At 35.8% G+C, this 26377-nt stretch carries 23 protein-coding genes, 2 pseudogenes and 1 other annotated feature; of the genes and pseudogenes, 12 read left to right on the top strand and 13 right to left on the bottom strand.

The window, feature by feature from the left end:
* Window positions 1-28: 28 nt before the first annotated feature.
* The 3 genes from NST76_RS11425 to NST76_RS11415 are packed head-to-tail and all read left to right on the top strand — an operon-like array spanning window position 29 to window position 3044.
* Window positions 29-1318, top strand: a complete 1290-nt coding sequence (locus NST76_RS11425; protein WP_051891715.1) for an amidohydrolase — start codon at window positions 29-31, stop codon at window positions 1316-1318.
* A gap of 30 nt (window positions 1319-1348) precedes the next feature.
* Window positions 1349-1555 (top strand): DUF3311 domain-containing protein, encoded by a 207-nt coding sequence (locus NST76_RS11420; RefSeq protein ID WP_036126201.1) that lies wholly within the window; start codon window positions 1349-1351, stop codon window positions 1553-1555.
* Between the two features lies 1 nt (window position 1556).
* A complete protein-coding gene (locus tag NST76_RS11415; protein WP_342543875.1) occupies window positions 1557-3044 on the top strand; it encodes a sodium:solute symporter in 1488 nt (495 codons plus the stop codon).
* Between the two features lie 157 nt (window positions 3045-3201).
* On the opposite strand, the gene NST76_RS11410 is transcribed toward NST76_RS11415, so the two are convergent.
* The 3 genes from NST76_RS11410 to NST76_RS11400 form a co-directional block, all read right to left on the bottom strand.
* Window positions 3202-4113 (bottom strand): DNA-3-methyladenine glycosylase, encoded by a 912-nt coding sequence (locus NST76_RS11410; RefSeq protein ID WP_342543873.1) that lies wholly within the window; start codon window positions 4111-4113, stop codon window positions 3202-3204.
* A gap of 543 nt (window positions 4114-4656) precedes the next feature.
* Entirely contained in the window at window positions 4657-5190 is a 534-nt protein-coding gene (locus NST76_RS11405) for a hypothetical protein (protein ID WP_342543871.1), read from the bottom strand.
* 31 nt (window positions 5191-5221) lie between these two features.
* On the bottom strand, window positions 5222-5887 hold the full coding sequence (locus NST76_RS11400; protein WP_342543869.1) for a hypothetical protein: 666 nt from the start codon (window positions 5885-5887) through the stop codon (window positions 5222-5224).
* A 428-nt stretch (window positions 5888-6315) separates the two neighbouring features.
* Between NST76_RS11400 and NST76_RS11395 the strand changes: the two genes are divergently transcribed.
* From NST76_RS11395 to NST76_RS11380, 4 genes are all read left to right on the top strand, one after another.
* Window positions 6316-7029 carry a 2OG-Fe(II) oxygenase gene (locus tag NST76_RS11395; RefSeq protein ID WP_058843555.1) on the top strand — a complete coding sequence of 238 codons (714 nt, stop codon included), beginning with the start codon at window positions 6316-6318 and terminating at the stop codon, window positions 7027-7029.
* 88 nt (window positions 7030-7117) lie between these two features.
* Window positions 7118-7756: a bifunctional transcriptional activator/DNA repair enzyme AdaA gene (locus tag NST76_RS11390; RefSeq protein ID WP_271913498.1), complete on the top strand. Its 639-nt coding sequence runs from the start codon at window positions 7118-7120 to the stop codon at window positions 7754-7756.
* Complete coding sequence (gene adaB, locus NST76_RS11385; protein ID WP_342503746.1) at window positions 7740-8273, top strand: methylated-DNA--[protein]-cysteine S-methyltransferase; 534 nt, start codon at window positions 7740-7742, stop codon at window positions 8271-8273. The genes NST76_RS11390 and adaB overlap by 17 nt, the downstream gene beginning before the upstream one ends.
* 29 nt (window positions 8274-8302) lie before the next feature.
* Window positions 8303-9121: a radical SAM protein gene (locus NST76_RS11380; protein ID WP_342543868.1), complete on the top strand. Its 819-nt coding sequence runs from the start codon at window positions 8303-8305 to the stop codon at window positions 9119-9121.
* A gap of 252 nt (window positions 9122-9373) precedes the next feature.
* On the opposite strand, the gene NST76_RS11375 is transcribed toward NST76_RS11380, so the two are convergent.
* The gene (locus NST76_RS11375; RefSeq protein ID WP_036126223.1) at window positions 9374-9610 is read right to left on the bottom strand and encodes a ferredoxin family protein; all 237 of its coding nucleotides are present in this window, start codon (window positions 9608-9610) and stop codon (window positions 9374-9376) included.
* On the bottom strand, window positions 9610-10131 hold the full coding sequence (locus tag NST76_RS11370) for a YwhD family protein (RefSeq protein ID WP_330493301.1): 522 nt from the start codon (window positions 10129-10131) through the stop codon (window positions 9610-9612). The genes NST76_RS11375 and NST76_RS11370 overlap by 1 nt, the downstream gene beginning before the upstream one ends.
* Before the next feature lie 574 nt (window positions 10132-10705).
* Between NST76_RS11370 and NST76_RS11365 the strand changes: the two genes are divergently transcribed.
* The 3 genes from NST76_RS11365 to NST76_RS11355 all read left to right on the top strand — a co-directional run bounded on the left by NST76_RS11365 (window position 10706) and on the right by NST76_RS11355 (window position 14508).
* On the top strand, window positions 10706-12787 hold the full coding sequence (locus NST76_RS11365; RefSeq protein WP_036126227.1) for a serine hydrolase domain-containing protein: 2082 nt from the start codon (window positions 10706-10708) through the stop codon (window positions 12785-12787).
* Window positions 12788-13172: 385 nt separating this feature from the next.
* The gene (locus NST76_RS11360) at window positions 13173-13523 is read left to right on the top strand and encodes a PadR family transcriptional regulator (RefSeq protein ID WP_036126229.1); all 351 of its coding nucleotides are present in this window, start codon (window positions 13173-13175) and stop codon (window positions 13521-13523) included.
* On the top strand, window positions 13510-14508 hold the full coding sequence (locus tag NST76_RS11355; protein ID WP_036126232.1) for a hypothetical protein: 999 nt from the start codon (window positions 13510-13512) through the stop codon (window positions 14506-14508). Before NST76_RS11360 ends, NST76_RS11355 begins: the two co-directional genes overlap by 14 nt.
* A gap of 100 nt (window positions 14509-14608) precedes the next feature.
* Here the strand turns inward: NST76_RS11355 and NST76_RS11350 are convergent, their stop codons facing one another.
* Entirely contained in the window at window positions 14609-15487 is an 879-nt protein-coding gene (locus NST76_RS11350) for an epsilon-toxin family protein (protein WP_036126233.1), read from the bottom strand.
* A gap of 1246 nt (window positions 15488-16733) precedes the next feature.
* A complete protein-coding gene (locus tag NST76_RS11345) occupies window positions 16734-17009 on the bottom strand; it encodes a YqhV family protein (protein ID WP_058843557.1) in 276 nt (91 codons plus the stop codon).
* A 211-nt stretch (window positions 17010-17220) separates the two neighbouring features.
* Window positions 17221-17472: a binding site (T-box leader), on the top strand.
* A gap of 78 nt (window positions 17473-17550) precedes the next feature.
* Between NST76_RS11345 and NST76_RS11340 the strand changes: the two genes are divergently transcribed.
* Entirely contained in the window at window positions 17551-18912 is a 1362-nt protein-coding gene (locus NST76_RS11340; RefSeq protein ID WP_340811148.1) for an amino acid permease, read from the top strand.
* A 714-nt stretch (window positions 18913-19626) separates the two neighbouring features.
* Here NST76_RS11340 and NST76_RS11335 read toward each other — a convergent pair.
* Together NST76_RS11335 and NST76_RS11330 are read right to left on the bottom strand one after the other, a co-directional pair.
* Window positions 19627-20055, bottom strand: a complete 429-nt coding sequence (locus NST76_RS11335) for a HEAT repeat domain-containing protein (protein WP_036126241.1) — start codon at window positions 20053-20055, stop codon at window positions 19627-19629.
* A gap of 603 nt (window positions 20056-20658) precedes the next feature.
* Window positions 20659-20805 (bottom strand): YrzI family small protein, encoded by a 147-nt coding sequence (locus tag NST76_RS11330; protein WP_080717122.1) that lies wholly within the window; start codon window positions 20803-20805, stop codon window positions 20659-20661.
* A 317-nt stretch (window positions 20806-21122) separates the two neighbouring features.
* On the opposite strand from NST76_RS11330, the pseudogene NST76_RS11325 reads away from it, so the two are divergent.
* Window positions 21123-21614: pseudogene (locus NST76_RS11325) on the top strand (flavoprotein); the annotation flags it as partial.
* Window positions 21615-22135: 521 nt separating this feature from the next.
* On the opposite strand, the gene NST76_RS11320 reads toward NST76_RS11325, so the two are convergent.
* From NST76_RS11320 to NST76_RS11305, 4 genes and pseudogenes are all read right to left on the bottom strand, one after another.
* Window positions 22136-23092: an acetyl-CoA carboxylase carboxyltransferase subunit alpha gene (locus NST76_RS11320; protein WP_036126268.1), complete on the bottom strand. Its 957-nt coding sequence runs from the start codon at window positions 23090-23092 to the stop codon at window positions 22136-22138.
* Window positions 23085-23933, bottom strand: a complete 849-nt coding sequence (gene accD / locus NST76_RS11315; RefSeq protein ID WP_058843559.1) for an acetyl-CoA carboxylase, carboxyltransferase subunit beta — start codon at window positions 23931-23933, stop codon at window positions 23085-23087. The genes NST76_RS11320 and accD overlap by 8 nt, the downstream gene beginning before the upstream one ends.
* Window positions 23934-23954: 21 nt before the next feature.
* A pseudogene (locus tag NST76_RS11310) lies at window positions 23955-24493 on the bottom strand (GntR family transcriptional regulator).
* Window positions 24494-24957: 464 nt separating this feature from the next.
* Entirely contained in the window at window positions 24958-26307 is a 1350-nt protein-coding gene (locus tag NST76_RS11305) for an IS1182 family transposase (protein ID WP_342543866.1), read from the bottom strand.
* Window positions 26308-26377: the final 70 nt, after the last annotated feature.

Here is a 26377-nt window from a genome sequence, read left to right as displayed (position 1 = left end):
ATAATCCATTAAAATAGGGGTGTATAAAATGACAACAATCGAGTTTGAACTTAATGCTTTAAAGGCTGCAGAAGAAATCGAAGGCTATGTCATTAATATAAGAAGAGATCTTCACAAGCATCCGGAGATTGGGTTACAGGAAATACGGACTATTAAAGTAGTTACAGAGGAATTAACTAAAATGGGCATTGATTACGAGATCGTCCCGAATGGTGGAATTATTGGATTTATTCATGGGGAACAACCAGGGAAAACATTGATACTTAGAGCTGATTTAGACGCACTTCCGATGAAAGAAAACGAAAATAATTTAAAAATGAAAAAAATAGTCGTTTCTAGTACTAGTCAAGCTGCTCATACTTGTGGTCATGATGGACATACAGCAATGCTTCTAGGGGCAGCGAAGATTTTGGTTCAACATAAAGATAAGGTAAAAGGAAAAGTACTTCTTGCTTTTGAGCAAGGAGAAGAAATGGGCGGAGGCATTTACAATCTTTTAACACGCTTATATGAATTAGGGGCTGACGGCATTTGGGGCATCCATTTAAAATCTGATATTCCAACAGGGAAAATATCTGTTGAACCAGGACCAAGAATGGCTGCTTCCTTTAGTTTTAATGTGCTATTGAAAGGAAAAAGTGGACATGGCTCCAGACCAGATTTATCGGTGGCTCCATTAGATTGCTTTACAGATTTTTACAGCAATTTAAAAGCTATGAGAATAAATACTTTAGATCCTTTTAAAACCATTACCTATTCTATTGGCATGATTCATTCCGGTTCTGCCGTAAATATCATTCCAGAAAGCTTACAATTCTCAGGAACTGCCAGATATTTAGATGATGATCAAGGTTCACATGCTGCAAGCGAATTTAAACGAATCCTAGAAAAAGTTTGCGACCTACATCGTTGCACATATGAATTTATTACAGAGCCCATTGAATCGGATTTATTTGTTTACAACCAAAACGATTGCGCACACATAGCATCACTTGCTGTAGAAAAGGCATTAGGTGTAAATACGTTATATTCTTCACCAGCATGGATGGGCTCAGAATCCTTTGCGTTTTATGAAAAATACTTTCCAGGTGTATTTGCCTTCGTTGGAATAAAAAATCTTGAAAAAGGGGTTGGGGCAGAGCATCATAATGATTTCTTCGATCTAGATGAAGATGCTCTCAAGCTAGGTGTAGCTTCCACTGTACAATACACCATTGATTTTCTAAATAATGAACATCAAATCGTATTTGCGGCTGACAAAAGGGATGTCAAAAGCTTGTTTATTGATAATGGATTTGCCCAATTAATAAAACAATAGGCCATCTTATAAAAGAAGGAGATAGATAAAATGACTCGAAAAAGACTTTGTTATTTACTATCATTCATTGCATACTTTGGAATGCCTTTGGGAGTTCCCTTTATTAAAAGTACCGAACCTTATATCTTGGGACTTCCGCTTTTGTTATTTTGGATGGTTCTTTGGATTTTATTAGGGACAGGTATCATGCTTTTAGTACATCGCTTAAATCCAGACGTAAAAGCAGAGGTGGAGTAACATGACAATATCTATTGGTATTATTGCTGTGTTTTTAGGAATTGCATTAATTTTAGGCATTATGGCGAGTAGAGGGAAGGATATGAGCCTAGAGCAATGGAGTGTTGGCGGTCGGGGTTTTGGCTCTATTTTCATTTTCTTGCTAATGGCCGGAGAAATTTATACTACAAGTGCATTTTTAGGGATAAGTGGTTGGATGTATGGAAAAGGTGGAGCAGCATTCTACAACATCATGATGCTGAACTATGTCATTGCTTACTGGTTAACGCCAAAAATATGGAGCTATGGAAAGAAACATAATTTACTTTCTCAATCTGATTTTTTTGAGAAGGCATATAAAAGTAAAGCGCTTGGAATGGTTGTAGCAATAGTCGGTTTGGCGGCTTTAATTCCTTATTTAATCATTCAATTGAAAGGTCTTGGCATTATTGTTTCTGAAGCTTCTTATGGAGCCATTGACTCCAAAATCACGATTTGGATTGGAACCATTGCGATGATTGTCTATGTTATGGTTTCAGGTATTCATGGCTCAGCTTGGACAGCAGTCATTAAAGACTTCCTTATACTTGGTGTTGTTTTATTTCTAGGAATCTATTTACCATTTCATTATTATGGTGGTATTCAACCAATGTGGGAAGCTATTGAAGCCACAAATCCAGGGTTCTTAACGCTTCCAGACTCAGGTTTAAGTGCGTCTTGGTATGTTTCAACAATGATGCTGACATCATTAGGATTTTACATGTGGCCCCACACCTTTGTTGCTACTTTTTCAGCTAAAAGTGGAAATGCCCTAAGAAGAAATGCGATTATTCTACCTATCTATGCATTATTTATATTATTTGTCCTATTTACCGGAGCAGCAGCTATTCTACAAGTCCCGAATTTATCGGGAGGCGATGTTGATTTAGCATTATTCAAAATTTCCACACAAACGTTTAACCCAGTAATAGTAGGCTTTATTGGAGCAGCAGGGCTGTTAACGGCAATTGTTCCAGGCTCATTAATTTTGATGTCTGCAGCTACACTTTTTGCAAAAAATATAATAAAGCCGTTTCGTCCTCAAATTACGGATCGACAAATTGGTATTATTGCTCGTTATACGGTTCCATTGGTTGCCCTAATTGCCCTTTATTTTACTTTTAGTGGTGGTGGTGCTATAACTCTATTATTCTTAATGGGATATGGATTAGTTACACAATTTGCACCTGCAGTTGTTTGTAGTTTCATGAAAAAAAATCCACTGTCGTTACAAGGTGTGTTCGCTGGGATAATTGTTGGCGTTATGATTGTAGGTTGGCAAGCCGCTACAGGCGCAAATCTAAGTACCCTTTTCCCGAATTGGCCAACATTTATACAAGATATCAACATTGGATTCCTTGCATTAGGCGTTAATATTGTAGTGAGTTTAGCAGTTAGTGCATTTACAAGAAAACTTTTCATAAAGCATGATGGGGCTTCCAACGAGGAAATCGTGGAGAGTTTACCATAGTAACACATTGATATTATTGATGAATTGTAGGATAGATTTACATTTATAATAGAGCCTGTAATTATATGAAAGCTCGCAAAGAATAGTTGAAAAGAGCATGTTTTGATTCATTTGTTTCAAAGCATGCTCTTTATAATTGTTCTCATCTTAAACTTATTTAGTAAAGGACACGCCATAAATAAAAGGTAGCGTAGGATTCCCAGTTTTTCCACGGTATCGATAATTCCATGATTTCATCTTTTGTCGGCTTTCGATTCATATTTTGTAATAGTTTTATCGAATTAATAAGTCCTACATCATCGATTGGAAAGGCTGTTTGGAACCTAAGGCAGCGCATTAAAACATAATTGGCTGTCCAAGGGCCGACTCCTCGTATTTTCATTAAGCTTTTTTCAGCACCTTTAAAGTCCATTTCCATTAATTTTTCCCTCGATAATTCTCCACTTGCCATTAATTTCGCAATGCCAATGATATATTCACTTTTTTTCACCGTCATTTTAATATTTGATAGGTCAGCAGGGGTTAATTGTGCAATTCGTTCGTATGAAGGGAACACCCAATATTTTTTACCATTCCATTCAATGAAATCGCCAAATTTTTCTACAAATTGCCTCTTTAAGGTGTACGCGAAGGCTAAGTTAATTTGTTGGCCTAAAACTCCCCAGCATAAAGCTTCAAATAAGTCGGGAATGCCGATTACTCGTAATCCATAAAATTTTTGGACAGGTATTTTAAGTAATGGGTCTGCTTTTGCCATTTCATAAAATGACGTTAAATCATTATCGAGATCAAACCATTCATGAATATATGTTACAATTTCTTGCCGCTTCCACTTTTCAATAGGTTTAGAATCATTTAGGAATTGAATCACCATTTGTTTATTATTGATTATGCTTATTTGTACTAAGGATTGAATTTTCCCAATTGTTATAACTTTTGTCATAATATTGTTCTCTGTTTCGTACATGCATTCATTTTTTTCCCTTGTTAAATAACCTAGGTTAGCATTCATGTCGAAAATTGTAGGTAATGTAATAACAATATCATCATTGACTTCATACCATGTCACTTTTCATTCTCCTCGTCCTATTAAGAGTAATTTTACTTTATCACATCATAGCCCTTACTAATTTTGTTATCTTGCTCTTACATTCTCAACTCCTTATTTTTTTCTATTTATTTATCAGGTTATAGTGTTAATATGACGAGATATCGATATGGGGAAAGGTACCAACCATCTATCAAATGGTTTATAAACGAATGTGACAGTATTTTTCGGAAGATGAACTTTTCAATAGCCAAAAAAGTTACGAACCCTAGCGTGGATATTCATGTTGAAAGTAAAAAATTATGAATAAAGGGGTTTATGATCTACATTTGTTGACTTCTCGATTTCTCTTTCTTTGCTGCTTAAATTTTCCCATAGAAAAACAGCACCTCCAATTGTTAGTATGTGTCTAACAATCGGGGCGCAGCACCAACCAGCTTCAGGTTCCTTAATCTCTTTTTATTGTATCCTAGACATGGATATTATAAGACCAATTCTTTATATGCATCGTATATTTATATAGAATGCAGATATTGGATGTCACCATGATTTTGAATACATTTTCTATTTAAGTGAATCAATCGTTTTAAAAATTCTTGAATACAACTCTTGTATGTTTGAATTGTTCTCTTTATGATCGATAAGCTCATACCTCCAAGTTTCATACTTGATTTCTTTATCAGTTGAGGTATTTAAATAACCAGTTGCATAACTCAAGGGTTGGATGTCAATAAATGTATCATAATCCACTCCCTCATTGACAAAAGGAATGTGAGCCTTAGTTGATTGCATAAAGAACGTCGGAATCTCTAATTCATTATAAACAGCAACGTATTGGTCATCATCTGCTTCTGAAAGAAATTCTTTAGTTATAATTACAGCGTCTAAGTCGTCTGAAACTCTTTGTGTGTTTCCTTTCAAATCATCAAAAGTTATTTTTTCAAAGACAACTTTTTCCTCACTAAAATCAGGAAATGGACCGATAATCCCGACTTTTAAATCATTCCCATTATACATTTGGTTATTTGATATGTTAGTATCACAGCCGACTATTATCAAAAGAGTAGCTAGCGTAATAATAGAAAGTATTTTTTTCATGGACCAGCCTCCGATAATGGTGAAAAATGGGTTAATAACCTAAAACATCACGTTTTGTTAGACCTGTTGTTAATGATGCATAAAAACTACTTGAAGAAGCAACAGAGTAGGATGCAGTGAAAATGTTTCCAACTCCTATTGTACCAGTATGAGTGGTTGAAGTTGAATTATAAAAATTTCCATTGATTAGGAATAAGAAATGTCCATTATGAAGTTCCACTTTGATTGTGCCTGAAAAAGAGATTGGATTAGCTACAAATTCTTGTAAAAGCGGTGCTTGGTTTGTATTAATATATTTTGGTGTGCCGCCTGAGCTACATATCTGTACATATACTTGTAAGAGGGGTCTGTAAGTTTTTCCGAAAATCGGGATTTCCGTATTTGTTCCAAACCATGAACAGGACTCTGCCTTTGGAGAAAAGGTATCAAGTTTGTTATATTCAGCTAATTTAGAGTAAGCTTCTTGAATTGTAACGCTTTTTATTTTTGCATATTGCTCAGCTACCTGTTGGTCTGATAATTCAACAGTAAACTCTTTATTTGAGTTAAGTAGGTCTTCCAATTCCCTTGAGTTAAGTGTTGTTCCATCTATTATCTCTAATGTTTTACTATCAACCCTTTCCATAGCTTTTACTTCAGAACCAAAGAAAGATAAAAACAAAACGAATCCTAGAAAATAAATCAATGTTTTTCTCAAAAAAATCCCTCCATTTTTTGATGATTAATCTATTCAACCTAAATATATATAATGGAAAATACTGTCAATACATCTCTTGCTTATTGAAGAAAAGTGCATAAAGATATCTATGCTTTTCCGGATTTTTTAAAGAAGAGATTCAGTGATGTTTTATTATTTATTACGCTTACCTATACTAAGGTCCAAATTTCCCCATTGGCTATAGCTTTTGTCATGATATCTTTCTCTATTTCATATATGCATTCAATTTCCCCCTTGTTAGATCGCCTAGGTTTGCAATCATATCGAAAATTGTAGGTAATGTAATAACAATCACACCATAGCCCTTACTAATTTTGTTATCTTGCTCTTATATTCTCAACTTCTTATTTTTTTCTATTTATGAGGTTATAGTGTTAGTTATCAGGAATGTAAAGGAGGGTATAAAAATGGTCCAACATATAAAAACACGTGTTGAGAGCTTAGATTGGGAGACCATTCAACATGAATTAGATGAGCAAGGATTTGCAAAGCTTCCTGTGATTTTAACAAAGGAGGAGTGTGAATTCTTCATAGACATGTATGGTGAGGAAGAGTCATACAGAACGACAATCAATATGACGAGATATCGCTTTGGGAATGGGGAGTACAAATATTTTTCTTATCCATTACCTGACATCATCCAACATTTAAGAGAGGCTTTTTATTTGGCATTAGCAAAAACAGCTAATCGGTGGCTGAGCTATTTAAAGAAGACAGAACAGTATCCAGAACAACTTCAAGATTTTTTGAACACCTGTGAAGAGTATAATCAAACGAGACCAACACCTTTACTATTAAAGTATGAAACAGGCGGATTTAATTGTTTACATCAAGATTTATATGGTGATATATTTTTCCCGTTTCAAGTAGTATTTTTATTAAATCAACGAGATCAAGACTTTTGTGGTGGTGAATCTCTATTAGTGGAACAAATTCCGCGTGCTCAGAGTAGAGGGCATGTCATTACTTTAGAACAAGGCAGTGCGCTAATCTTTCCTACTCACCATCGACCTGTTTTAGGTAAAAAAGGATATTACAAAAATACGGTTCGTCACGGAGTAAGCACAGTTACTGCTGGAGAACGCTACGGACTTGGAATCATTTTTCACGATTCTAAGTAAAAATTAAACTTCAATATCTTGCTATTCTATTCCTAGAATTGTCCATTCTGAATTTATAGAGAGTATATTGTAAGGAGAGGTGAGATAAATGTCGGATAGTATCGATAACGGACATCGAGAGAGCCATCATCCTAGAATGATAAATGAAGTAGAAATGATAACAGAGGAAAAGTGGCAAGCCATTATAAATAATGATGCAGCGTACAATAACCAATTTTTCTACGCTGTAAGGTCGACAGGGATATTTTGTAAACCATCCTGTAAATCTCGCGTTCCGAAAAAAGAAAATGTATGCATTTTTTCAAACGCAGAACAAGCCCTCCAAGCAAATTTTCGCCCTTGTAAACGTTGCAAGCCCACTAATGAAAATCTGCCTGATAGCGAGTGGGTGGATGTAATTACGGAATACATTGATAAAAATTTCACAGAAAAATTAACGCTAGAATCGTTAGCAAATATTTGTCATGGAAGTCCGTATCATATGCATCGAACATTTAAAAAGATTAAAGGCATGACGCCAGTTGAATATATACAGGAAGTTAGAGTACACGTAGCTAAAAAGTATTTGATTCAGTCAAATAAAGCGATTGGAGATATTGCTTTATGTGTGGGGATGGCTAATACGCCTTATTTTATTACTTTATTTAAAAAGAAAACGGGACAGACGCCAGCACAATTTCGTCAAATGAGTAAAGTGGAGGAGAAGTACAATGGAAACAAAGAATAATTCAAGTCTATATTGGTCTTTACTAAAGTTTAAGGATTGGCAATTATATATTGCGTCAACTTCAAAGGGGCTTGTCTTTGTAGGTTCACAGAACAAACCATTCGAGGAATTAGTCGAATGGGCAAAAAAACGCTTTCCAGGAAGTACTCTTGTGGAAAATGATGAAATGCTTGCACCTTATGTTGTTGAAATTACTCAGTATCTAGAAGGAAAACGGAAAACCTTTACTGTTCCATTTGAGTACGTAGGTACGCCATTTCAGCAAGCCGTCTGGGATGCACTTTGTGAAATTCCTTATGGGCAGACGAAATCCTATTCCGATATTGCCAATGCTATAAATAAACCAGCTGCTGTTCGTGCTGTAGGAGCGGCTATTGGGGCTAATCCAGTATTACTTACGGTACCGTGCCATCGCGTAACAGGGAAGAATGGCTCTTTAACTGGCTATCGGGGTGGATTAGAAATGAAGACATTGCTCCTGGATCTTGAAAAGCGAGCTTCATCAAATAATGAATAATTATTGCCGTACAATGAATGGGGGCCATTATGAAACATGAAATATTCTATAAAAATCCGAAAACCATTCTAAATAAAGGAACTGGCTTTCTGTCTGGCTATACGCATTCACTAAATCCCTATACAGGCTGTTCATTTGGCTGTTCCTATTGTTATGTTCGCGAAATGCCTGTATCTCTTTTCAGGGAAGGTGAGTGGGGGCATTGGGTCGATGTTAAAAACGGAGCTGCGCATGTATTACAAAAGGAACTCCATCGGGCCAAAGCAAAAGGGAATGTAACCATTTTTATGTCATCAAGTACAGATCCGTATCAACCAATAGAACATAAGGAAAAAGTGACGCGATCTTTACTTGAAGTTATGGTAGAGAATCCTCCTGACTTCCTATTAGTACAGACTAGAAGCCCACTTGTAAGTCGAGATATCGATTTACTGCAACTTTTAAATGATAAAGTGCGGGTAAGTATGACCATAGAGACGGATAGGGAAGATATTCGCAAGCATTTTACGCCCTATGCTCCACCTATTTCAGCAAGGCTTAAAACACTCCAACAGCTTGCTGAATTTGGTATTCCTGCACAGGTTGCCATCGCCCCCTTACTACCAAGTACTGAGCGATTTGCAGAAATATTGCGTCCCTTGGTTAACCGAGTATGTATTGACGATTATTTTATGGGGGACGGACACGGTGGTAAACGCACACACAAGATGGGCTTACAGGCGCTATATAGAAAACTGGAAATGGAAGAATGGTATCATCCATCCGTCTATCAAATGGTTTATAAACGAATGAGGCAGTATTTTTCGGAAGAAGAACTTTTCATTAGCCAGAAGGGTTTTGAACCCTAGCGTTAAGATGGGTAAAAGGAAACCAGCATTTTTTAATATTTTTCCTTATTGTTGTACCTAATAAGCGAACCACAATTAGTTTGCAGGTATTGTAAATAGCCATATAAAAAAGTCGATTTCTTATTGTCTAGGAATCCGACTTTTTTTAGATAGGAAATTGCTTAGCATAATATTATAAAGGTGAAAAAAGTCTGGAGGGTGTTTTGGGCAAACGGCACTATTATGATATGAAGTATAAAATCCTAATCCATTTTAGTTTCGAAAATGATTGAGAGCTAGCAGGGTTGCTGAATCATATTCAGCAGGCAATTCATCTTCAAAAAAAATAGCTTCTACTGGACAAACTAATTCACAAGCTCCACAATCAATACAAATATCAGGATTAATTACATATTGGGTATCTGTCATAACAATGCAATTTACTGGACAGACATCCAAACAGACAGCCGCTTTTTCATCCCTACATAATTCTGTAATTACAAATGCCATTATAAATCCTCCCATCCAGACAATTGTTGTTTTAATTCTTCAGGTGAGTATTTCCAATAGTCTTCATTAAATGCAGATAAAAACTGATAAAGTAGTTTTTTTGAATTACTATCTACATGTTTCAAGAGAACTTTCCCTTTAAGTGCCTTATCTAAATAATTTACTTGTTCTGGCAAAGATTTATAGCCAAGTTTAATACGTCGTACTTCTTTTGATACCCGTACTTCACTTGCAGTACATCCCGCATAATAAGGACCATTTTGAGAAATTTGAATAGCTACCCAAACTATCCAATAACGATAATAATCGTCACTAGCATGAGCTAAATCAGAGGAAAAACGAACTTTTTTCTCGATTATACTTCGTCCATGTAAGGCTTCTAAATCTATAAACACCTGTTCTTTTTCACAATCTATAATAATCGACGTTACATTATTTAAATCAAGGGTTCCTACTCCGTAACCGCCATCTCCGTCTGTTGAATCGTTACTTAAAATTGTAAAATGCATTTTCTTTTTCATAGAAATCACCTCGACACACTTTTATATCCCTTCATTAATAAATGTTTAATACAATGCCCCAATTTAGAAACATCAATGATTGACAGATAAATTTAGTCAACGGTCTGAATATTTGCATAAAGCTAAAACGACATGAGAAAATCATTGGACTTTAATTTATACAGATTGATAATTTTTCTGATGCCAATAGAACAAACGCATTACGTATAGTTTTGTACAAATAAATGTACTTGAACGTTTTAGTAGTATTTTTTATCTATACGTAATGGTTGTCTAGGATTTTTCCTAATACTTTTATAGTTAAAAAGTATAAATAAAATATACAATTTATCTCATTACTTGTCTTCAGACTAACGTCTGAAATGTTATGTACTGGTAAATTAACTATAATACAGTTATTCATCCTTTAATAAATGAAAGGCAGTTGCTATAAATTTTACCTTTTGTTTACTTTATTTTTCCTAAATTTGGTTTTATTGAAGTATACTGCTAATAAGGACAACAAAGAGAACTCTTTGGTCCAAATAACCGTAAGCGATGAAATCAATTGCTTATCTAAGGAGGAAATTCTGTTATGAAAAGTAAACTATCTGGGGTATTAGCTGCTACATTAGCGCTAACGATGTTCCTGCCAACAGGGGCAATGGCGTTTTCTAACAATAAGACTACAGTTGTAGCTAATCAAGTTGTAGCTAATCAAAAACTGGAGAAGATTGCAGCAGAGAAGGCTACGCTACTCACGGAATCCTATGGGACGGCTAGCGTGCAATATGCGTTAATTGATAATGGCAAGCTAATTTTGTCGGGACAGAAAGGCAAGGACAATTTAAAAGGGGAACAGTCTCTAACCAAAGATACCCAATATGGAATTGGATCGGTCAGTAAAGTGTATACAGCAGCGGCTATGATGAAATTGGTCGATGAAGGAAAAGTCGATTTAGATACTCCTGTTGTTAACTATCTTCCTGATTTTAAGATGAAGGATGAACGATACAAACGCATTACACCGCGTATGCTGTTGAACCATTCCTCCGGCTTACAAGGAACTGTGTATAGTAATGCAATTTTATTTAAAGATAATGATACCTATGTCCATGATACCTTGTTACAGCAGTTGTCAAACCAGAGCTTAAAGGCAGACCCTGGCGCGTTCTCAGTATACTGTAATGACGGCTATACGCTGGCCGAGATTTTGGTGGAAAGAGTTAGCGGTATGAGCTTCACCGAATTTCTACATCAACGTTTTACAGAGCCCCTAGAGCTCAATAATACGAAAACATCGCAGGATAAATGGGCAGACGATAAACGGGCTGAACTTTATTTTCCATCCTATCAAGGGCAACTTCCTATTGAATCAGTGAATTTGATTGGTTCGGGAGGGATTTCTTCGACAGCAGAAGATATGGTAAGGTTCTCACAATTGTTTATGGGACTGGGAAAAGAGATTCTCTCTGAGAAGGCAGTCAAGGCTATGGAGCAAGAGGAATATAAAAAAGGAATGTGGCCAGAGGATGGAGATAATATTTTCAACTATGGTCTTGGATGGGATAGTGTGAAACTATATCCATTTAGTGAATATGGGATAAAGGGTTTGGCTAAGGGCGGTGACACAATATTACAACATGCGACACTGGTCGTTCTACCAGAACAGAAGATGGCCGCTGCTGTGGTGTCATCCAGCGGTAGTAGTGTTACAAATCAACTGATGGCGACTGACTTACTGCTTGCTGCACTTAAAGAGAAGGGCACAATTAAGGATATTAAGCCAAACAAATCCTTTGGCAAGCCAGTAACGACTCAGATGCCTCAAGATCTAGTAGAGAAAGCAGGCTTTTACGGGAATAGTTTCAGTCATTTCAAACTTGAAATTATGAAGAACGGAAAACTGTTCTTATCCCTTAATCCCGAAGAAAAGTATGTATATACTGCGGACGGAAGCTTTATTAATGAGGAGGGTACATCCAAGCTCAACTTTGTCACTGAGAAGAACGGACGTACTTATTTAAAAGAGAGCACCTATCAAACAGCACCAGGTTTTGGGCAAGTTGCGATGACTCAATATTTAGCTGAGAAGCTTGAAGACAATGTACTATCGAAGGAGACTGCTGCTGCATGGAAGAAACGGGAGGGCGTGAAGTTCTATCTTGTGAACGAAAAATATAGTTCTGCTCAATATCTCGTACCAATGCTGCTTACCAAACAAATTAATCGTCAGGAAGACCTAGCGGGCTATTGGGAGGGCAGAAAAATTATAGGTCCAAACATGTCGGCGCATCAGCTTCAAATCCCAGTGATGAATGGCCGTGATATGACAGAGACTCGTTTCTATACGGAAGGCGGGAATGAATATATGGAAATGTCCGGATTTTTATACGTAAGTGGAACTAACGTAAAACCGCTTTATACAGGGCAGTCATCCAAAGTAACTTTGCAAGCAAAAGGACATGCGAAATGGTTTACGATCCCACAAGCGATAGCTGGGAAAACAATGAACGTGGAATTGTCATCGAACAGTTCGTTTGCGGTTTATGATGAGAAGGGCGTATGCGTGAATTTTACCGTTGTAAGCGGCAATAACAAAGTAAAGCTACCGAAGAATGGAACGGTTGTATTTGCTGGTGCGCCGAACTCGGAGTTTGCTATCACACTGAACTAACTATGGACTTCCACAAAAATGTTTAATATTGACTAGATGAAGCCAGGACGATCAGAATCACGTATGCTATTTATCTATCATATCTATAATTTTATATAAAGACTGATCATTTTAAACTAAGCTCGACTATCTTATGCAACAGTTCGGCAAGTTTTGTGTAGCAGTCAAAGCCCAATTTCTCTCCTACAATTCAGAGAAATTGGGCTTTTTTAGTTTTCTTAACAAAGAATATAAACATTGTTTTTATGCACTCTTTTAAATCATTTTCATGTTATTTCTTACAAGGGTATTTGAATTTGCTTGTTGTTGTAACAATAATAGTGTACGATACATAGTATAAGTTATACAGTGTATGTCATATAGTAAGTGGAATTGAGGTGAGTAAATGAGTACGTTACTGAATTCATTAACGACAGAACTTAGGAGAGGAACGCTGACATTAGCCGTTTTAAGTCAATTACGAACACCCCAGTATGGGTATTCACTTGTTCAATTATTAGAGGAAGCGGGCATTAACATCGATCAAAGTACCTTATATCCATTGCTTCGCCGTTTAGAAAAACAAGAGTTAGTGACGAGCAGCTGGGATACATCAGAGAGTAGACCGCGTAAGTATTATGTATTAAGTGACTATGGATTAGAGGTATTTTTGCAATTAAAAAGAGAATGGATTAACAATTCAAAAGAACTTTATGAGTTATTACAAGGAGATGATGATCAAGATGAATCTGACTGAGATTTATATTCAAGAGGTCACTCGGAGGCTGCCTGAAAAAAATCGTGAGGATATCGCACTTGAGTTACGATCAACCATTGAGGATATGCTACCTGACGATTACAGTGAGGATGATGTAAAGGATGTACTTGAAAAATTAGGGAACCCAGCAGCATTAGCGAGTGGTTATCGAGATCAACCAATGCATTTAATTGGTCCACGCTATTTTGATGTATATTTATCGTTATTAAAAATGATTGTCCCAATTGCCGCTGTCATTGCGTTAATTTCGATTATTGCCGAATACTTTATTGGTTTTGGTGGGGAAGAAGTGATTATTAATGCCGTCCTCACGATTATGGGTGAAGGAATATGGAGAATCATCGAAGTAGGAATACATGTCTTTTTCTGGCTAACACTCGTATTCGTCATTATTGAACGAACAGATAAAGGAAAAGATCAGCATCCGTTGTCAGCAAGCCTAACAAAATGGACCCCTGAAGATTTGAAAAACATTATTTATATTCCAAAGAAAAAAGCGATTACGAAGCTTGAAGTATTTGGCTATTTAATGTGGACGGCGATTTGGGCAACTCTTTATTTTTATGCAAATCACCTTGTAGGTATATATGAAGGCGGTGGTGATGGCCTCAACTTCGTAATGCCAGCTTTCAATCAGGATGTTTTACTTCGTTATTGGCCAATTGTTATCGCTGTCATCGCTCTCGAAATTGGGTTAGCTCTCTACAAATTATTGAAAGGACAATGGACGAAAAAAATGGCAATCTTTAATACTATTGTTGAGCTTTTCGCAACCGTTGTATTCATTGTTATCTTAAGCAATCCAAATTTAATGAACCAAGAATTTATAACGTACATGAGTAAATTATTTACCATAACAACTAAGCAATTGGAAATATGGATAGTCGTCGGCGTCATCATCGTATTCATTTTATCTGCAACACTCAGTATCTTCGATGGATTCCGTAAGGCTCGAATCCGTTAATTCATTTTTGTTTATAAAAGAGTAGTTAGTTATTCCAAAATAGAACTACTTAAAAAAGGTGGGATGCCATAGGAATCCCATCTTTAAGTAAAGTTTAATATTATTTTAAAGAAAATTCTCTGACGTCTATTATTCTTGCAGATGCTTCCCCATATGTTATGTCATATGTTATGGCAAAAAAATCTGCCCCATGAATTAAGTTAAATTTCCCACTCCCTATTGCCCGTACTCGATCTGGGTCTTTTGGAGATCTAATTAGCCCATAAGTGTTACTAGCTAAATCAAGACCAGCACCAATTGAAATTACTGTCCCAGAAGATTCAGCTTTTATACCTGTAATAGCATCTGCATAAATTTCAACATTTCCAGAGATAGATACCTGATTTAAGTATACATCTGTTCTAGTTTTTGTATATGGTGGTACTGGAATAGGTTGTGGAGTTGCTGTGTAAGTTGTAGTCACACTTTTTGTGGTAGAATCAGTATTAGAAAAATTATACTCAAGCGTCGTTTTAATTTGCCCTTCAGTTACTAAGGGAATTCCAACTTTACCTGATGCTTCAAAGGCTGTCTTAAAACCGTGTAGGGTTTGAGTAGTTGTTGAATCTGTAATTGATTTACTAAAAGAGCTAGTATTATAGGTTATTAGTCGATCAGTTCTATTTTCAAATGTATTTGAACCAATAAACAGCGGAACGACACTAGTAACATTAGTGTTCTCTATATTTATCCCCGAAACATCAACACTTTCTCCAAACATATAAGGAAAACGATTATATGGTAAAAAGCCAAAAAGTGGTGGGATACTAGCTATCATATTATCAATTTTTTTATCAATATCTTCGATTGATACACCTTGTTGTTTAATAATATTATGGGTATTTTCAGGAATTTCAGTAGCCTTTGCTGTATATATATTACCGGTTACAAACAAAAAGCTTGTCATCATAGCACACAAAATTATCTTGTTACTTTTCATTTTTCTTCACTCTCCAATATCTCATTTTTTAATTCTTGAAGCGTCCAATTTTATAATGATTAATTTGCCCTACGCTAGATGATGCTACAGTAAGTGCTGTTTTTTCCTCTCACCATATCTTCTCCTTTGAAGTTTTTTCCTTTCACGAAGATAATAATATCAATCACATAACTAAGCAAATATGCTATTAATGTAGCTAAATACATCTAAATCAAGCATATTTACACTTATATATTTATATAGAAATTATAAAAAAATATGTAAAACGGGAGTTTGGTACTATGTTTATACTTTTAAGAAACCACGAGACTCATTTTTTGTCACAAAAAATGTATAAAACATATAAGAAATTACAAATGAAATAGTGGCATTATCAGGGGATGAACCTTTATAGGACATACTCATGGGTAATGACAAAATATGTTGAATTTTAATTGTCTGACACTCAAAATACTAGATGAGCATTGCTTATAAATTTGTCCGAAAGTTCTTGTCCATTTACAATATACAGATGTCATGTACATAAGAGAATTTGATTGTAAGCAAGACTCTTCTCACTGCAAAATAACTTTAGTTTACATAATAATTATCATTTAATCTAGATTCTCCTTAAGATGAATTAAATATTCAACGTAACAATTAATAGCACTTTCAATTGTCAGACAAAATCTAACCTAAGCCAAAACAAGAAAAGAAGTACTAGAAGAGTTTTGTGTATATAAGAGGTAGAGGTCAGGGATTGTATCGCAGAAGTTTAATTTACTGGCAATCAATAATTTAAGTGGATTTTGGGACTAGGAAAGATGCAGAGTACAACTGACAAAAACAAAGAATTTATCAACATGGGTAGAGGTCAAGAAATATTGTTGATCGATGTTAAGCCGAAAGAAATTGCTTTATAGATGCATTCTTTATTCAAGTAGAAAACTGCCTGATGCAGTGTAATGTTACTAAACAATCTGACAATAGAAATTAGAAAAGGGTCACTGAGTTACGGTGACCCTGAATGAGGGAGGTTGTGGCGGTCAACCAACGCCACAACCGAATAAGTGCGTGCGATACACTTAATATAAATTTGTGCAGGTAGTGGTTACTTATACATAAAAAAAAAACGCAGCGTCGTCACACGCTACAGCAAACTAAATAATCTAAAAGATATTGTTTAAAAAGGGCGAAAAGGTATGCCTCATAAATGTGATGTTTGTAAGAAAGAGTTTAATTAGCATTAGAACGCGGAATGTCTATATTACTTAATATGTGAGCTAATAATAATAAGTGTTATTCCCGTAAATAAGCAAATGATTCTCGTCACAGGAATTTTATCAGCTAGTCCAAATAGTGCAATTGCTGTCGTTACGATTAAAGCTGTTGGACCAACCAATGCAAGCATTGTATTAATATAGAATGCTTTTTCTAAATTATTCAACTTTAGCATCAATAAGCCAGCACTTACTTCAATACTTCCAGACAATACACGTAAAATAACCATAGCAAGAACCGATTTTTCAATAATTGTCATCATCCTATCTTTATAGATAATTCTCGCATATATTATAAATCCTTCTTAGGATCATAATAGACTTCTGTTTTAATGAAATATTAAAATCAATATATGTATGATTCATATCAAATATTCTTGTTATATTATGCTTTATAGCTTTAATTGAAAAATTTTATTGACAAAATATTTTTTTTGTGTAAAATGAAAAATAATTCAAAAATATTTGTATAGAACAAAGGCTATGAAAAGAAATAGTATCAATTATTTTTACGAACAGAAAGTTACCGGTTGATGAGAGGTGCATGTAAAACGATTGGGAATTCATCTTGGAGCTGCGTACCGAAAAGATTATTCTAAGTAGGCTACGTCGGTAAGCACCCGTAATCATGTGCGAGAGTATCGTCAAATGACCGTACTTCTTAAGGTAAGTAATGTGAATTGCTTATAAATTAAAGGTGGTAACACGAGTTGAATCGTCCTTTTGGTTAATCCAAAAGGGCGTTTTTTTATTCCTTTTTTGAGCAAGTATTTGAAAATCTAAACGTATTAGGAGTAAGACATTATGAAAGATAATCATCAAGATTCACAGCTAAAGCGCGGATTAAGTACTCGTCACATGCAATTAATTGCACTTGGTGGATCAATTGGGGTCGGTTTATTTTATGGCTCTAGTTCAACAATTCAAATGGCTGGACCATCTATTCTACTAGCTTATTTAATTGGTGGATTAGTTATTTTCACAATTATGCGTGCATTAGGAGAAATGGCAGTAGAGGAACCAGTATCAGGCTCGTTCAGCACGTACGCGAATAAATATTTAGGACGCTTTGCGGGGTTCTTATCCGGTTGGACGTATTGGTTCATGTGGATTGTCGTTGGCATGGCAGAATTAACAGTAGTCGGTGTATACATTAACTACTGGTTCCCTGATATTCCACAATGGGTAACTGCTCTTGTAGTCCTTGTTATTATGACGCTTGTAAACCTAGCAAATGTAAAAGCTTACGGAGAATTCGAATTCTGGTTTGCGATGATTAAAGTTGTTGCGATTATCGGTATGATCGTTCTAGGATTAGCCATTATTTTCTTCGGTGTTGGCAACCATGGTGAAGCAATTGGCTTCGATAATTTATGGGCACACGGTGGCTTCATGCCAAACGGTTTCCATGGTATTTTAATGTCACTAGTATTGGTTATGTTCTCATTTGGTGGGGTTGAATTAGTTGGTATTTCTGCAGGCGAAGCTAAAAATCCTAGCAAATCCATTCCTTCAGCTATTAACAATATCGTTTGGCGTATTTTAATTTTCTATATTGGTGCATTAGGCGTTATGATGGTTATTTATCCTTGGAACGAAGTTGGTTCAGAAGGTAGCCCGTTCGTTCAAATTTTCGATTATGTCGGCATCCCTGCTGCGGCTCACATTATTAACTTTGTTGTTATTACAGCAGCAATGTCTGCATTTAATAGTGGTTTATACGGTTCAGGGCGTATGCTACACAACTTATCGGTACAAAAAAATGGTCCGAAATATTTTAAAACAGTAAGCAAAAACGGTAGTCCGCATAGAGGAGTTTTATTTTCTTCAGCGGTATTATTAATGGCGGTTGTCTTAAACTATATAGTACCTGAAAAAGTGTTTATCTATATTTCTGCTGTTGCGACGGTTGCAGTCATTACAAGCTGGATGATTATTTTATTAGCACAATTGAAATTTAGAAAGTCAAAAACGAAAGAGGAAGTAGCTGAACTGAAATTCAAAATTCCGCTTTATCCACTTTCTACGTACATTGCCATTACGTTCTTATTAATGGTTATTGTGTTAATGGCGTTTATTCCAGATATGCGTGTTGCTCTATATGTCGCCCCAGTTTGGTTTTTAATTTTATTTATTGGATACAAAGTAATAAATATTAAAAAGTAGTTGAATCATTGCATTTAAATGATACTTCTTCAACGGAGACAGTCCTTTTAGTTTGCTTGATTGGTAAGATTAATAATTTTTATCCACTAGTAAACGTTTAATAACAATATCAAATGAAAGTTTGGAAAGAAACCGAAATCCAAGAAATGCTATTAAACCAACATTTCTTGGATTTTCCTTTGAATATTGTTTCTACAGCTTTTTATGCAAAGGGCTACGATAGTAATTATGCAGAGTATGTTATCTGAATAAAATGGTTGTAAAAAGAAATTGGAAGGGTTCTATGGATGATAGGTTACCCTTTTTTAATATATTGATAAATAATAGCTCTCTAAAAATGGAGGCTAATTGATTAATTTCTAAGACAATTTTAAATGTCATCTGCCAACATTTTTTGAACTAGCAACGACTTCAAGTAGGGTAGGGGAGGCAACCATCTTTTTCTTTATTATTGATTATTGAACTAACGGGGCAGTTTAGTTGAAGGGTGTTGTTTAACATGTTACTCCATAACAATTTTCTTGAGTAACATGTTTAAAGAAAATTGTTAAGGTGTTTGTTTTATCATTAAACAATAAAGAAGATAGATGATCAAAGAAAAGAAGAAATACAAGTTAATATTAGTTTCGATGAACCGCAGCGTAAGATAAGAAAAAGCCATTCCCTCCACAAGTGGAGAGAATGACTTTCCTTCATAAATCGCAAAACTACTGATTACAATTTTGCCCAACGTTCCTCTAACCAGTTCATAAATTGTACACCTTTATCGCCTTCATACGCATCAAAGACATCTAAACGCATACGTTTTAGTTTATCCGCAAAGTCTGCCACGGTATGATCCTTCGGCAAGCTCTTTTTAACTCGCAGGAAAATTTTGTCTGTTCCTTTGATAATATCAAAACGTGCAGGTGATGGCTTCTCTACGTCTTCGCCAAGCGCCGCAAGTGCTTCATAGGCTGCTACTTGCACCTTGTAGACAGTATCATGTTGCATACGATTTATTAATAAATCTATGATTTTGTCATGTTGATAAGCCGATAACTTTTCGACTGCGTCTAAACGCTCTCGCCAGCTAGATGTATAATTTGCCTGTTTTTTTAATGTTTCATACTGCTCAGGTAATGCTGTTTCAAACTGTTTCAAATAATTGCACCTCTTTTTTTAACTAGAGGAAAAATGAATTCTTTTTCTTCTGCTTCTCTTATTATACGTTGTCTTAATGAAAATAGCGATAAATCGCTGGTAAGGATATATATATAGAAACTAATTACATTAAGAAAAGAAGGTGAACCTTATTATAATTATGTACTATCTTAAACTAACGAGGGCTTTAATTTAAGAAGACATATGCTTAGGATCTTCCACAATGGGGCGCTGTTTTTGCGCTACATGGATGGCTAACGGAATAATGGAATTAAGATAAAAAATGCCAAGTTCAATTTTAGTATCGAGGAATTACGCTTTTTAGAATTAGAATTTCCCTAACATTGTAATTCAGCATTTTCTTAAATTACATCAAGTTGTATGTATAAAACATCGCTTAAAAAGTGCCTCCTAAAGCAACCCGTTCTAGATTAGAACGGGTTAGCTTTACTGAGACTATAAAATTAAATAGCTATATTGTATTGTCACTTTATATTCCTTCATCTGGTGGTTGTGTCTTTCTCCAGCCATAAAACTGCATGACGTCTTTTGATCATATAAATCATTTCAATTCCCACCTTCCATGTTTTTTAATTAACAAAATTAATATTGACGAATACGAATATAACTTTCAATTTTTCTTTGGTTCTCTTCAAAGATTTTTTTCACATTTTCATTATGAAGTGCTTGCTCACGAGAGATCTTACGTTTTGTAATAGTTATCGTGAGAGCAAAAATGTTTAATATCATTTATTATCACCTCCTTAAATTACCATAAAAAATGAAAAAAACCGTAGAGAGACTCCTCTACGGTAAAAAAAGGCACAAAAATACCGCAGGGGCACACTTCTCCCTGCGGTATGGGTATGCTTAATTACAAAAAACTTAAGCGATCCATTCCGATCTGGTCGAATGTGTGATTTTCATTTTTACTGAAGTTGTAGCTACCAATGACATTAATTTAACGATAACGATCATTTCATTCGACCTCCTTAAGAATTTTTGTTTACTTTGTAAGTATATCTTTCTTTAAGTTGTTTGTAAACATCTTTTACTAAGATTTCCTGATTATTGAAGCGAGAGCTGTTATGCAACGGGTGCATGGGGAAATCCAAACCCAGCAAATTCTACAGGGGGATGGCTATAAAATGAAAAAGCATTAGTAGATCACATTGAATATGGTATCCTATACATTAATACTAAGAGATATGTCAATAAGAAAATTGCAGTTATTAGTGGTGGTCATTCGGCTAGTAATACATTATTGGTACTCGCTGAATTACAAGCAGAGAATACTGCAACAAAGCTAGTGTGGATTATGCGTAAAAAATTTGTAGCAGAAGCCTATGGTGGTGAAGCATAGTTGTGGCACAGTAAGAGCGCATGGAGAAAAAATTCTGCGCCAACCAGAAAAGGACTTCTATATAGTCGGAGCTAAAAGTTATGGACGCGCTCCAACATTTTTAATGGCAACTGGCTACGAACAAGTTCGTTCAATAACAGCTTATTTATCAGATGATGAATAAGCGTCAAAACGTGTGGAGTTGGAGTTACCTTAAACAGTATATGCAGTATAAATCTTGCCAATTAAACAAATTCACTAAAGGGGAGACACCGTTTTGTCCATATATACAACAGCTTATGGGTAGTTGACGTGTCTAAGCCCTCATCCACGCCAAATAATTTTAGTTTACATAATATAAATTATAGGAAGTTATATTTCATTGAAAAGTATACTAATAATAGTGAGACGAAATGACTTGTACATAGACATCAAAGTCTAAACTTTTGAAAATAATTCACGATTTTCTAAATAGAATCGATATTAGCTCATGTTGGTTTGGAATAAAGTTTGATTAAAAGTTTGTTGCAAACGTTGATTTTATAGAAGAAACCCACGCATTTTGATCAAACTTTTATCAAAATGCGTGGGTTTTATTTAAATGCGAAATTATTTTTCTCAAACTATATTACAAAATACAACTCTTTTTTCTTCCATCATTGGGATATTAATTTATCTAAGAAACAATTTTTCTCTCTTTACGAACAAATTCACATGTCCAAAAACCTAAAAATGAATTTAAGCTTCTGTATATTGTCCAATCTTTCTGAATTTCTCATAGCGATCTTCAATTAATTGTTCGCCATTTAGGGAATTCAATGCTTTTAGTGTGACGCTTATACATTCTTTTATATAAAATGCTTGCTTCACAACATTGCGGTGTGCTCCACCCGTTATTTCAGGGATTATTCCATCAATAACGTCAAGCTCTTTTAAGTCAGGTGCTGTTATCCGCATTGCTTCTGCAGCTTGCTTCCCTAGGCTACCATCTCGCCATAAGATCGATGCAGCCCCTTCAGGCGAGATAACCGAATACGTTGAGTTCTCTAACATAAAGACGCGATTAGCTACCCCTAATGCAATGGCACCTCCACTTCCGCCTTCCCCAATAACAATACTAATAACTGGTACTGTTAGAATGGCCATTTCAGAGAGAGTTCTAGCAATGGCTTCACTTGGGCCGCGTTCCTCGGCTGCCTTACCCGGATAGGCTCCTTTTGTATCAATAAAACAAATAATTGGGCGCTTAAATTTCTCAGCTTGCTTCATTAAGCGTAATGCCTTACGATATCCTTCAGGGTGTGGCATACCAAAATTTCGTCTAATATTTTCTTTAGTTGATTTTCCGCGCTGATGTCCAACAATTGTTACGGGCTGTCCTTCAAAGAGAGCAATTCCTCCAAGAATAGCTGCATCATCACCAAATGTACGATCTCCATGTAACTCAATAAAGTTTTCACACATAGCTTCTATATATTGTAAAGTTGTTGGTCGTTCTGGATGTCTAGCAACCTGTACACGATCCCATGGCTTCATATTGGCATAAATAGATTGTTCTAGCTGTGTTAGACGTGTTTCAAGCTTTTCGATTTCGCCTGTCATGTCTACATTTGCCTCTGTAGCAATCGTTTTTAATTCATCAATTTTTTCTCGTAATTGTACTACTGGTTCTTCAAAAGCTAAATTTTTAGACATGTTGCACACCGCCTTTTGTATGCATTTTTACAAGTATTGCTACTTGGTTTCGTAAATCCTTCCTATGGAAAATTGCATCAAGCTGACCATGTGCTAGTAAAAACTTTGATTTTTGGAAATCATTTGGTAATTTTTCTCTTAATGTTTCTTCAATGACACGGCGACCAGCAAAGCCAATCAATGCTTGTGGTTCAGCAATATTAATATCTCCAACAGAAGCAAAGCTTGCTGAAACGCCACCGTATGTAGGGTGCGTCATGATCGAAATAAATAATAGTCCTTCTTCACTATGACGTTTTAATGCCACACTCGTTTTTACCATTTGCATTAATGATAGAATACCTTCTTGCATGCGCGCTCCACCACTAGCAGTAAAGATAATAACCGGTACACGTAATTCAATAGCTTTTTCAACGGCACGTGTGATTTTTTCTCCTACAACGGAGCCCATTGAGCCCATACGGAAATGAGAATCCATAATGGCTACAACAATTTCTTCTCCATCAAGAGTTCCTAACCCAGTCAGTACAGCTTCGCTTAATCCCGTTTGTTGTTTAGCCACTGAAATTTTTTCTACATAATCAGGGAAATTAAGTGGATTACTTGTTTGTAAATGATCATCCATTGAAACAAATGAACCTTCATCTAAGAAATATGCTACGCGCTCCTGTGCAGTCATTTTGAAATGATGGTCGCATTTTGTACACACTTTATGATTTTTTTCTAATTCCTTTGTTAACTGAATGTGACGGCATTCTGGACATTTTGTCATAAGTCCTTCTGGAAATCCCTTTTCCTGTCCGTCCTCTTTCTTTTTACTAAATAAGCTACGTATTACCATGTTTTACTCCCCCTTTGTTGTCTAAATGCCTTGTTCAGCATTCATCCACTGTTGGTAAGCTTTTAATGCTTCTTTTTCATAGCCAAGCTGCATCGATTTCAACATAGTTTGAATGATTAATTTTTCTTCTTCTGTTGAGTTTCGATTTAAACGGTCATCAGCATAAACTGCTAACTGAAACTAGACTTTTAGTGAAAGACGATTTCCTGACGTGATGATTATTTCTCGTAAAACATCCCGACAATTAATCGTATTTTCTATCTCTAGCTTTACAAAAAAACTGCCCCACACTGGTAGTGTTTGCAGAGTTTCTGTACAACTTATAATGCGAATGGCTTCCTTTTCATGTCTTCTAATATAAACATCGACAATATTTCTACGAGCTGATGCTTTTATGTAGAAGCTAGAAACATACCTTCCCCATGTCTCGTTTCAATAAGACCTAATAACTCTAAACTTCGCAATGCCTCTCTCTCAGAGGATCGCCTGACACCTAGACGTTCTGAAAAGACTCTTTCGGAAGGTGACTTTTCACCAGCCTGTGTTTTTTCTATTTTAATAAGTTGTCGTAATTATTGGACGATATCTAAAAACACTTTCTTTTGTTCGGTTTTTTTATCCATACGATCAACTCCTCGGTCAATCTATTTGCCTTGGAATAATTATTGCTGTCGCTTTCCTTTCGCGCAGATAAACAATGCATCCAAAGGCTTTATCTTCATTCAGTAGGTGTTTGGGTACCTACTAAAAAGAAACAAAATCCACCACCTTCAGATGATGGCGTCTCTTACTGAATGAATTCAAAAGTGGTCTGGCCACTTTTGAAGTTGGCTTTATCTTACAAAATAATTATTTGAAAGTAAAGAAAAAACTGCATAAAAATTTATGCAGTTTCCAGACTGTAGACAAAAGCCCATCGAGAAGTTCACTCTCGATGGTTTTTGTCATTTTTCTTCCTATTTTATTTTTAACATTTGGTAATATACTACCAAATTCAACATACTCTTCGAGCTTAGTTGCTCTCTTAAGCTACTTGCCACGTCCAAGTAGCCAGTTTCTTTAAATTCATGGCAGCAAAAGTATGCATCGCCTGCATGGACAATTTTTTTAGACCTCTTAAGGTTGTCCATCGCATACCATGCTTTTCTTTTGCATCGGCAAAGACACGCTCAATCGTTTCTTTGCGCTTTGCATAAATTTGTTTGATGTCATAGGCATGGCGTAAATGTTCAGCTTCCTCCACATACGACTCCCAAATATGGCGTTGAATGAGTTTTTGATGATGCTTACTTTCTGTACATTGGGAAAGGCTTGGACACTTCGCACAAATCAAAGGATTCGATTTATATTGGCGATATCCTTCCTTCGTCGTTGTCGCATACTTCAATATCTGCCCTTGTGGGCAAAGATAACAATTATAGTGCTCGTCATATGTATACTCGTGCTTTCGGAAGAATCCATCTTTCGTTTTAGGACGTGTATACGGAAGAACAGGCAACATTTGATTCTCTAACAAAAAGTTCGTAATCGCTGGTGTTTTATAGGCTGCATCTGCCGCAACAGCTAATGGTTTTTGAACGTTTTCAATGACTCTTTCCACAAGTGGCTGTAATACATGACTATCGTGCACATTTCCCGGAGTCACAATGGCACCCAAGACAAAGCCCTTTTCATCTGTCGCTGCATGAAAAGAATACGCAAACTGTTTTGTACGTTCATCCTTCACGTAATATCCACTTTCAGGATCTGTCGTGCTTTCCTTTATTTCTTTCCATTCTTCTTTTTCAAATTTCTCCGGGGAAAAGGGCTTTTTTCCGTGTTCCTCACGATCAATATTTAACTCTAATTGAAGCTTCTCTTCATAAGCCCGTGTTTCTTTTCGCACAACTTTTTTATCATACTTTCGTTTATTCGCACTCGCTTTCACATGCGTAGAATCGATAAATAAATGGTCTGCATGGAGGAGTCCTTGATGCATAATCTCTTTTAATATACGATAAAATATCTGCTCAAATATATCGGTGTCTTGAAAGCGACGGACATAATTTTTACCAAAGGTAGAGAAATGCGGAACTTCTGTATGGAAGCCAAATCCTAAAAACCAACGATACGCCATATTGGTTTCAATTTCTTTGATGGTTTGACGCATGGACCGTATACCAAAAACGTACTGAATAAACGTCATTTTAAAGAGAACAACAGGATCAATACTAGGGCGTCCTTTAGCAGAGTAGAGGTTTTCTACTAAAGGATAGATAAATGAAAAATCAATAGCCGCCTCTAGTTTTCGTACTAAATGATCTTGGGGAACTAATTGATCAATCGTTAACATTTCTAATTGTTCACGTTCATTGGTTTGATTCTTCGTCATCATGCTTCATCACCTCAAAAGTTTACTTTTCAACACCCTATGTAGATAGAGTACTTTATGTAGAAGTTGATTG

The sequence above is a fragment of the Lysinibacillus sp. FSL W7-1291 genome (assembly GCF_038593415.1).
GTDB classification, from domain to species: Bacteria; Bacillota; Bacilli; order Bacillales_A; family Planococcaceae; genus Lysinibacillus; species Lysinibacillus fusiformis_D.
The sequence above is the reverse complement of the archived record's forward strand: the minus strand, read 5'-3'. Positions and strand labels throughout refer to the sequence as shown.

Coding starts and splice junctions, on each gene's coding strand:
- NST76_RS11380 (WP_342543868.1), top strand. CDS start 8,303: ATGAAACATGAAATATTCTATAAAAATCCGAAAACCATTCTAAATAAA.
- NST76_RS11420 (WP_036126201.1), top strand. CDS start 1,349: ATGACTCGAAAAAGACTTTGTTATTTACTATCATTCATTGCATACTTT.
- NST76_RS11355 (WP_036126232.1), top strand. CDS start 13,510: ATGAATCTGACTGAGATTTATATTCAAGAGGTCACTCGGAGGCTGCCT.
- NST76_RS11305 (WP_342543866.1), bottom strand. CDS start 26,307: ATGATGACGAAGAATCAAACCAATGAACGTGAACAATTAGAAATGTTA.
- NST76_RS11330 (WP_080717122.1), bottom strand. CDS start 20,805: ATGATATTAAACATTTTTGCTCTCACGATAACTATTACAAAACGTAAG.
- NST76_RS11345 (WP_058843557.1), bottom strand. CDS start 17,009: ATGATGACAATTATTGAAAAATCGGTTCTTGCTATGGTTATTTTACGT.
- NST76_RS11370 (WP_330493301.1), bottom strand. CDS start 10,131: ATGAAAAAGAAAATGCATTTTACAATTTTAAGTAACGATTCAACAGAC.
- NST76_RS11365 (WP_036126227.1), top strand. CDS start 10,706: ATGAAAAGTAAACTATCTGGGGTATTAGCTGCTACATTAGCGCTAACG.
- adaB (WP_342503746.1), top strand. CDS start 7,740: ATGGAAACAAAGAATAATTCAAGTCTATATTGGTCTTTACTAAAGTTT.
- NST76_RS11375 (WP_036126223.1), bottom strand. CDS start 9,610: ATGGCATTTGTAATTACAGAATTATGTAGGGATGAAAAAGCGGCTGTC.
- NST76_RS11350 (WP_036126233.1), bottom strand. CDS start 15,487: ATGAAAAGTAACAAGATAATTTTGTGTGCTATGATGACAAGCTTTTTG.
- NST76_RS11340 (WP_340811148.1), top strand. CDS start 17,551: ATGAAAGATAATCATCAAGATTCACAGCTAAAGCGCGGATTAAGTACT.
- accD (WP_058843559.1), bottom strand. CDS start 23,933: ATGGTAATACGTAGCTTATTTAGTAAAAAGAAAGAGGACGGACAGGAA.
- NST76_RS11395 (WP_058843555.1), top strand. CDS start 6,316: ATGGTCCAACATATAAAAACACGTGTTGAGAGCTTAGATTGGGAGACC.
- NST76_RS11320 (WP_036126268.1), bottom strand. CDS start 23,092: ATGTCTAAAAATTTAGCTTTTGAAGAACCAGTAGTACAATTACGAGAA.
- NST76_RS11360 (WP_036126229.1), top strand. CDS start 13,173: ATGAGTACGTTACTGAATTCATTAACGACAGAACTTAGGAGAGGAACG.
- NST76_RS11415 (WP_342543875.1), top strand. CDS start 1,557: ATGACAATATCTATTGGTATTATTGCTGTGTTTTTAGGAATTGCATTA.
- NST76_RS11425 (WP_051891715.1), top strand. CDS start 29: ATGACAACAATCGAGTTTGAACTTAATGCTTTAAAGGCTGCAGAAGAA.
- NST76_RS11390 (WP_271913498.1), top strand. CDS start 7,118: ATGTCGGATAGTATCGATAACGGACATCGAGAGAGCCATCATCCTAGA.
- NST76_RS11405 (WP_342543871.1), bottom strand. CDS start 5,190: ATGAAAAAAATACTTTCTATTATTACGCTAGCTACTCTTTTGATAATA.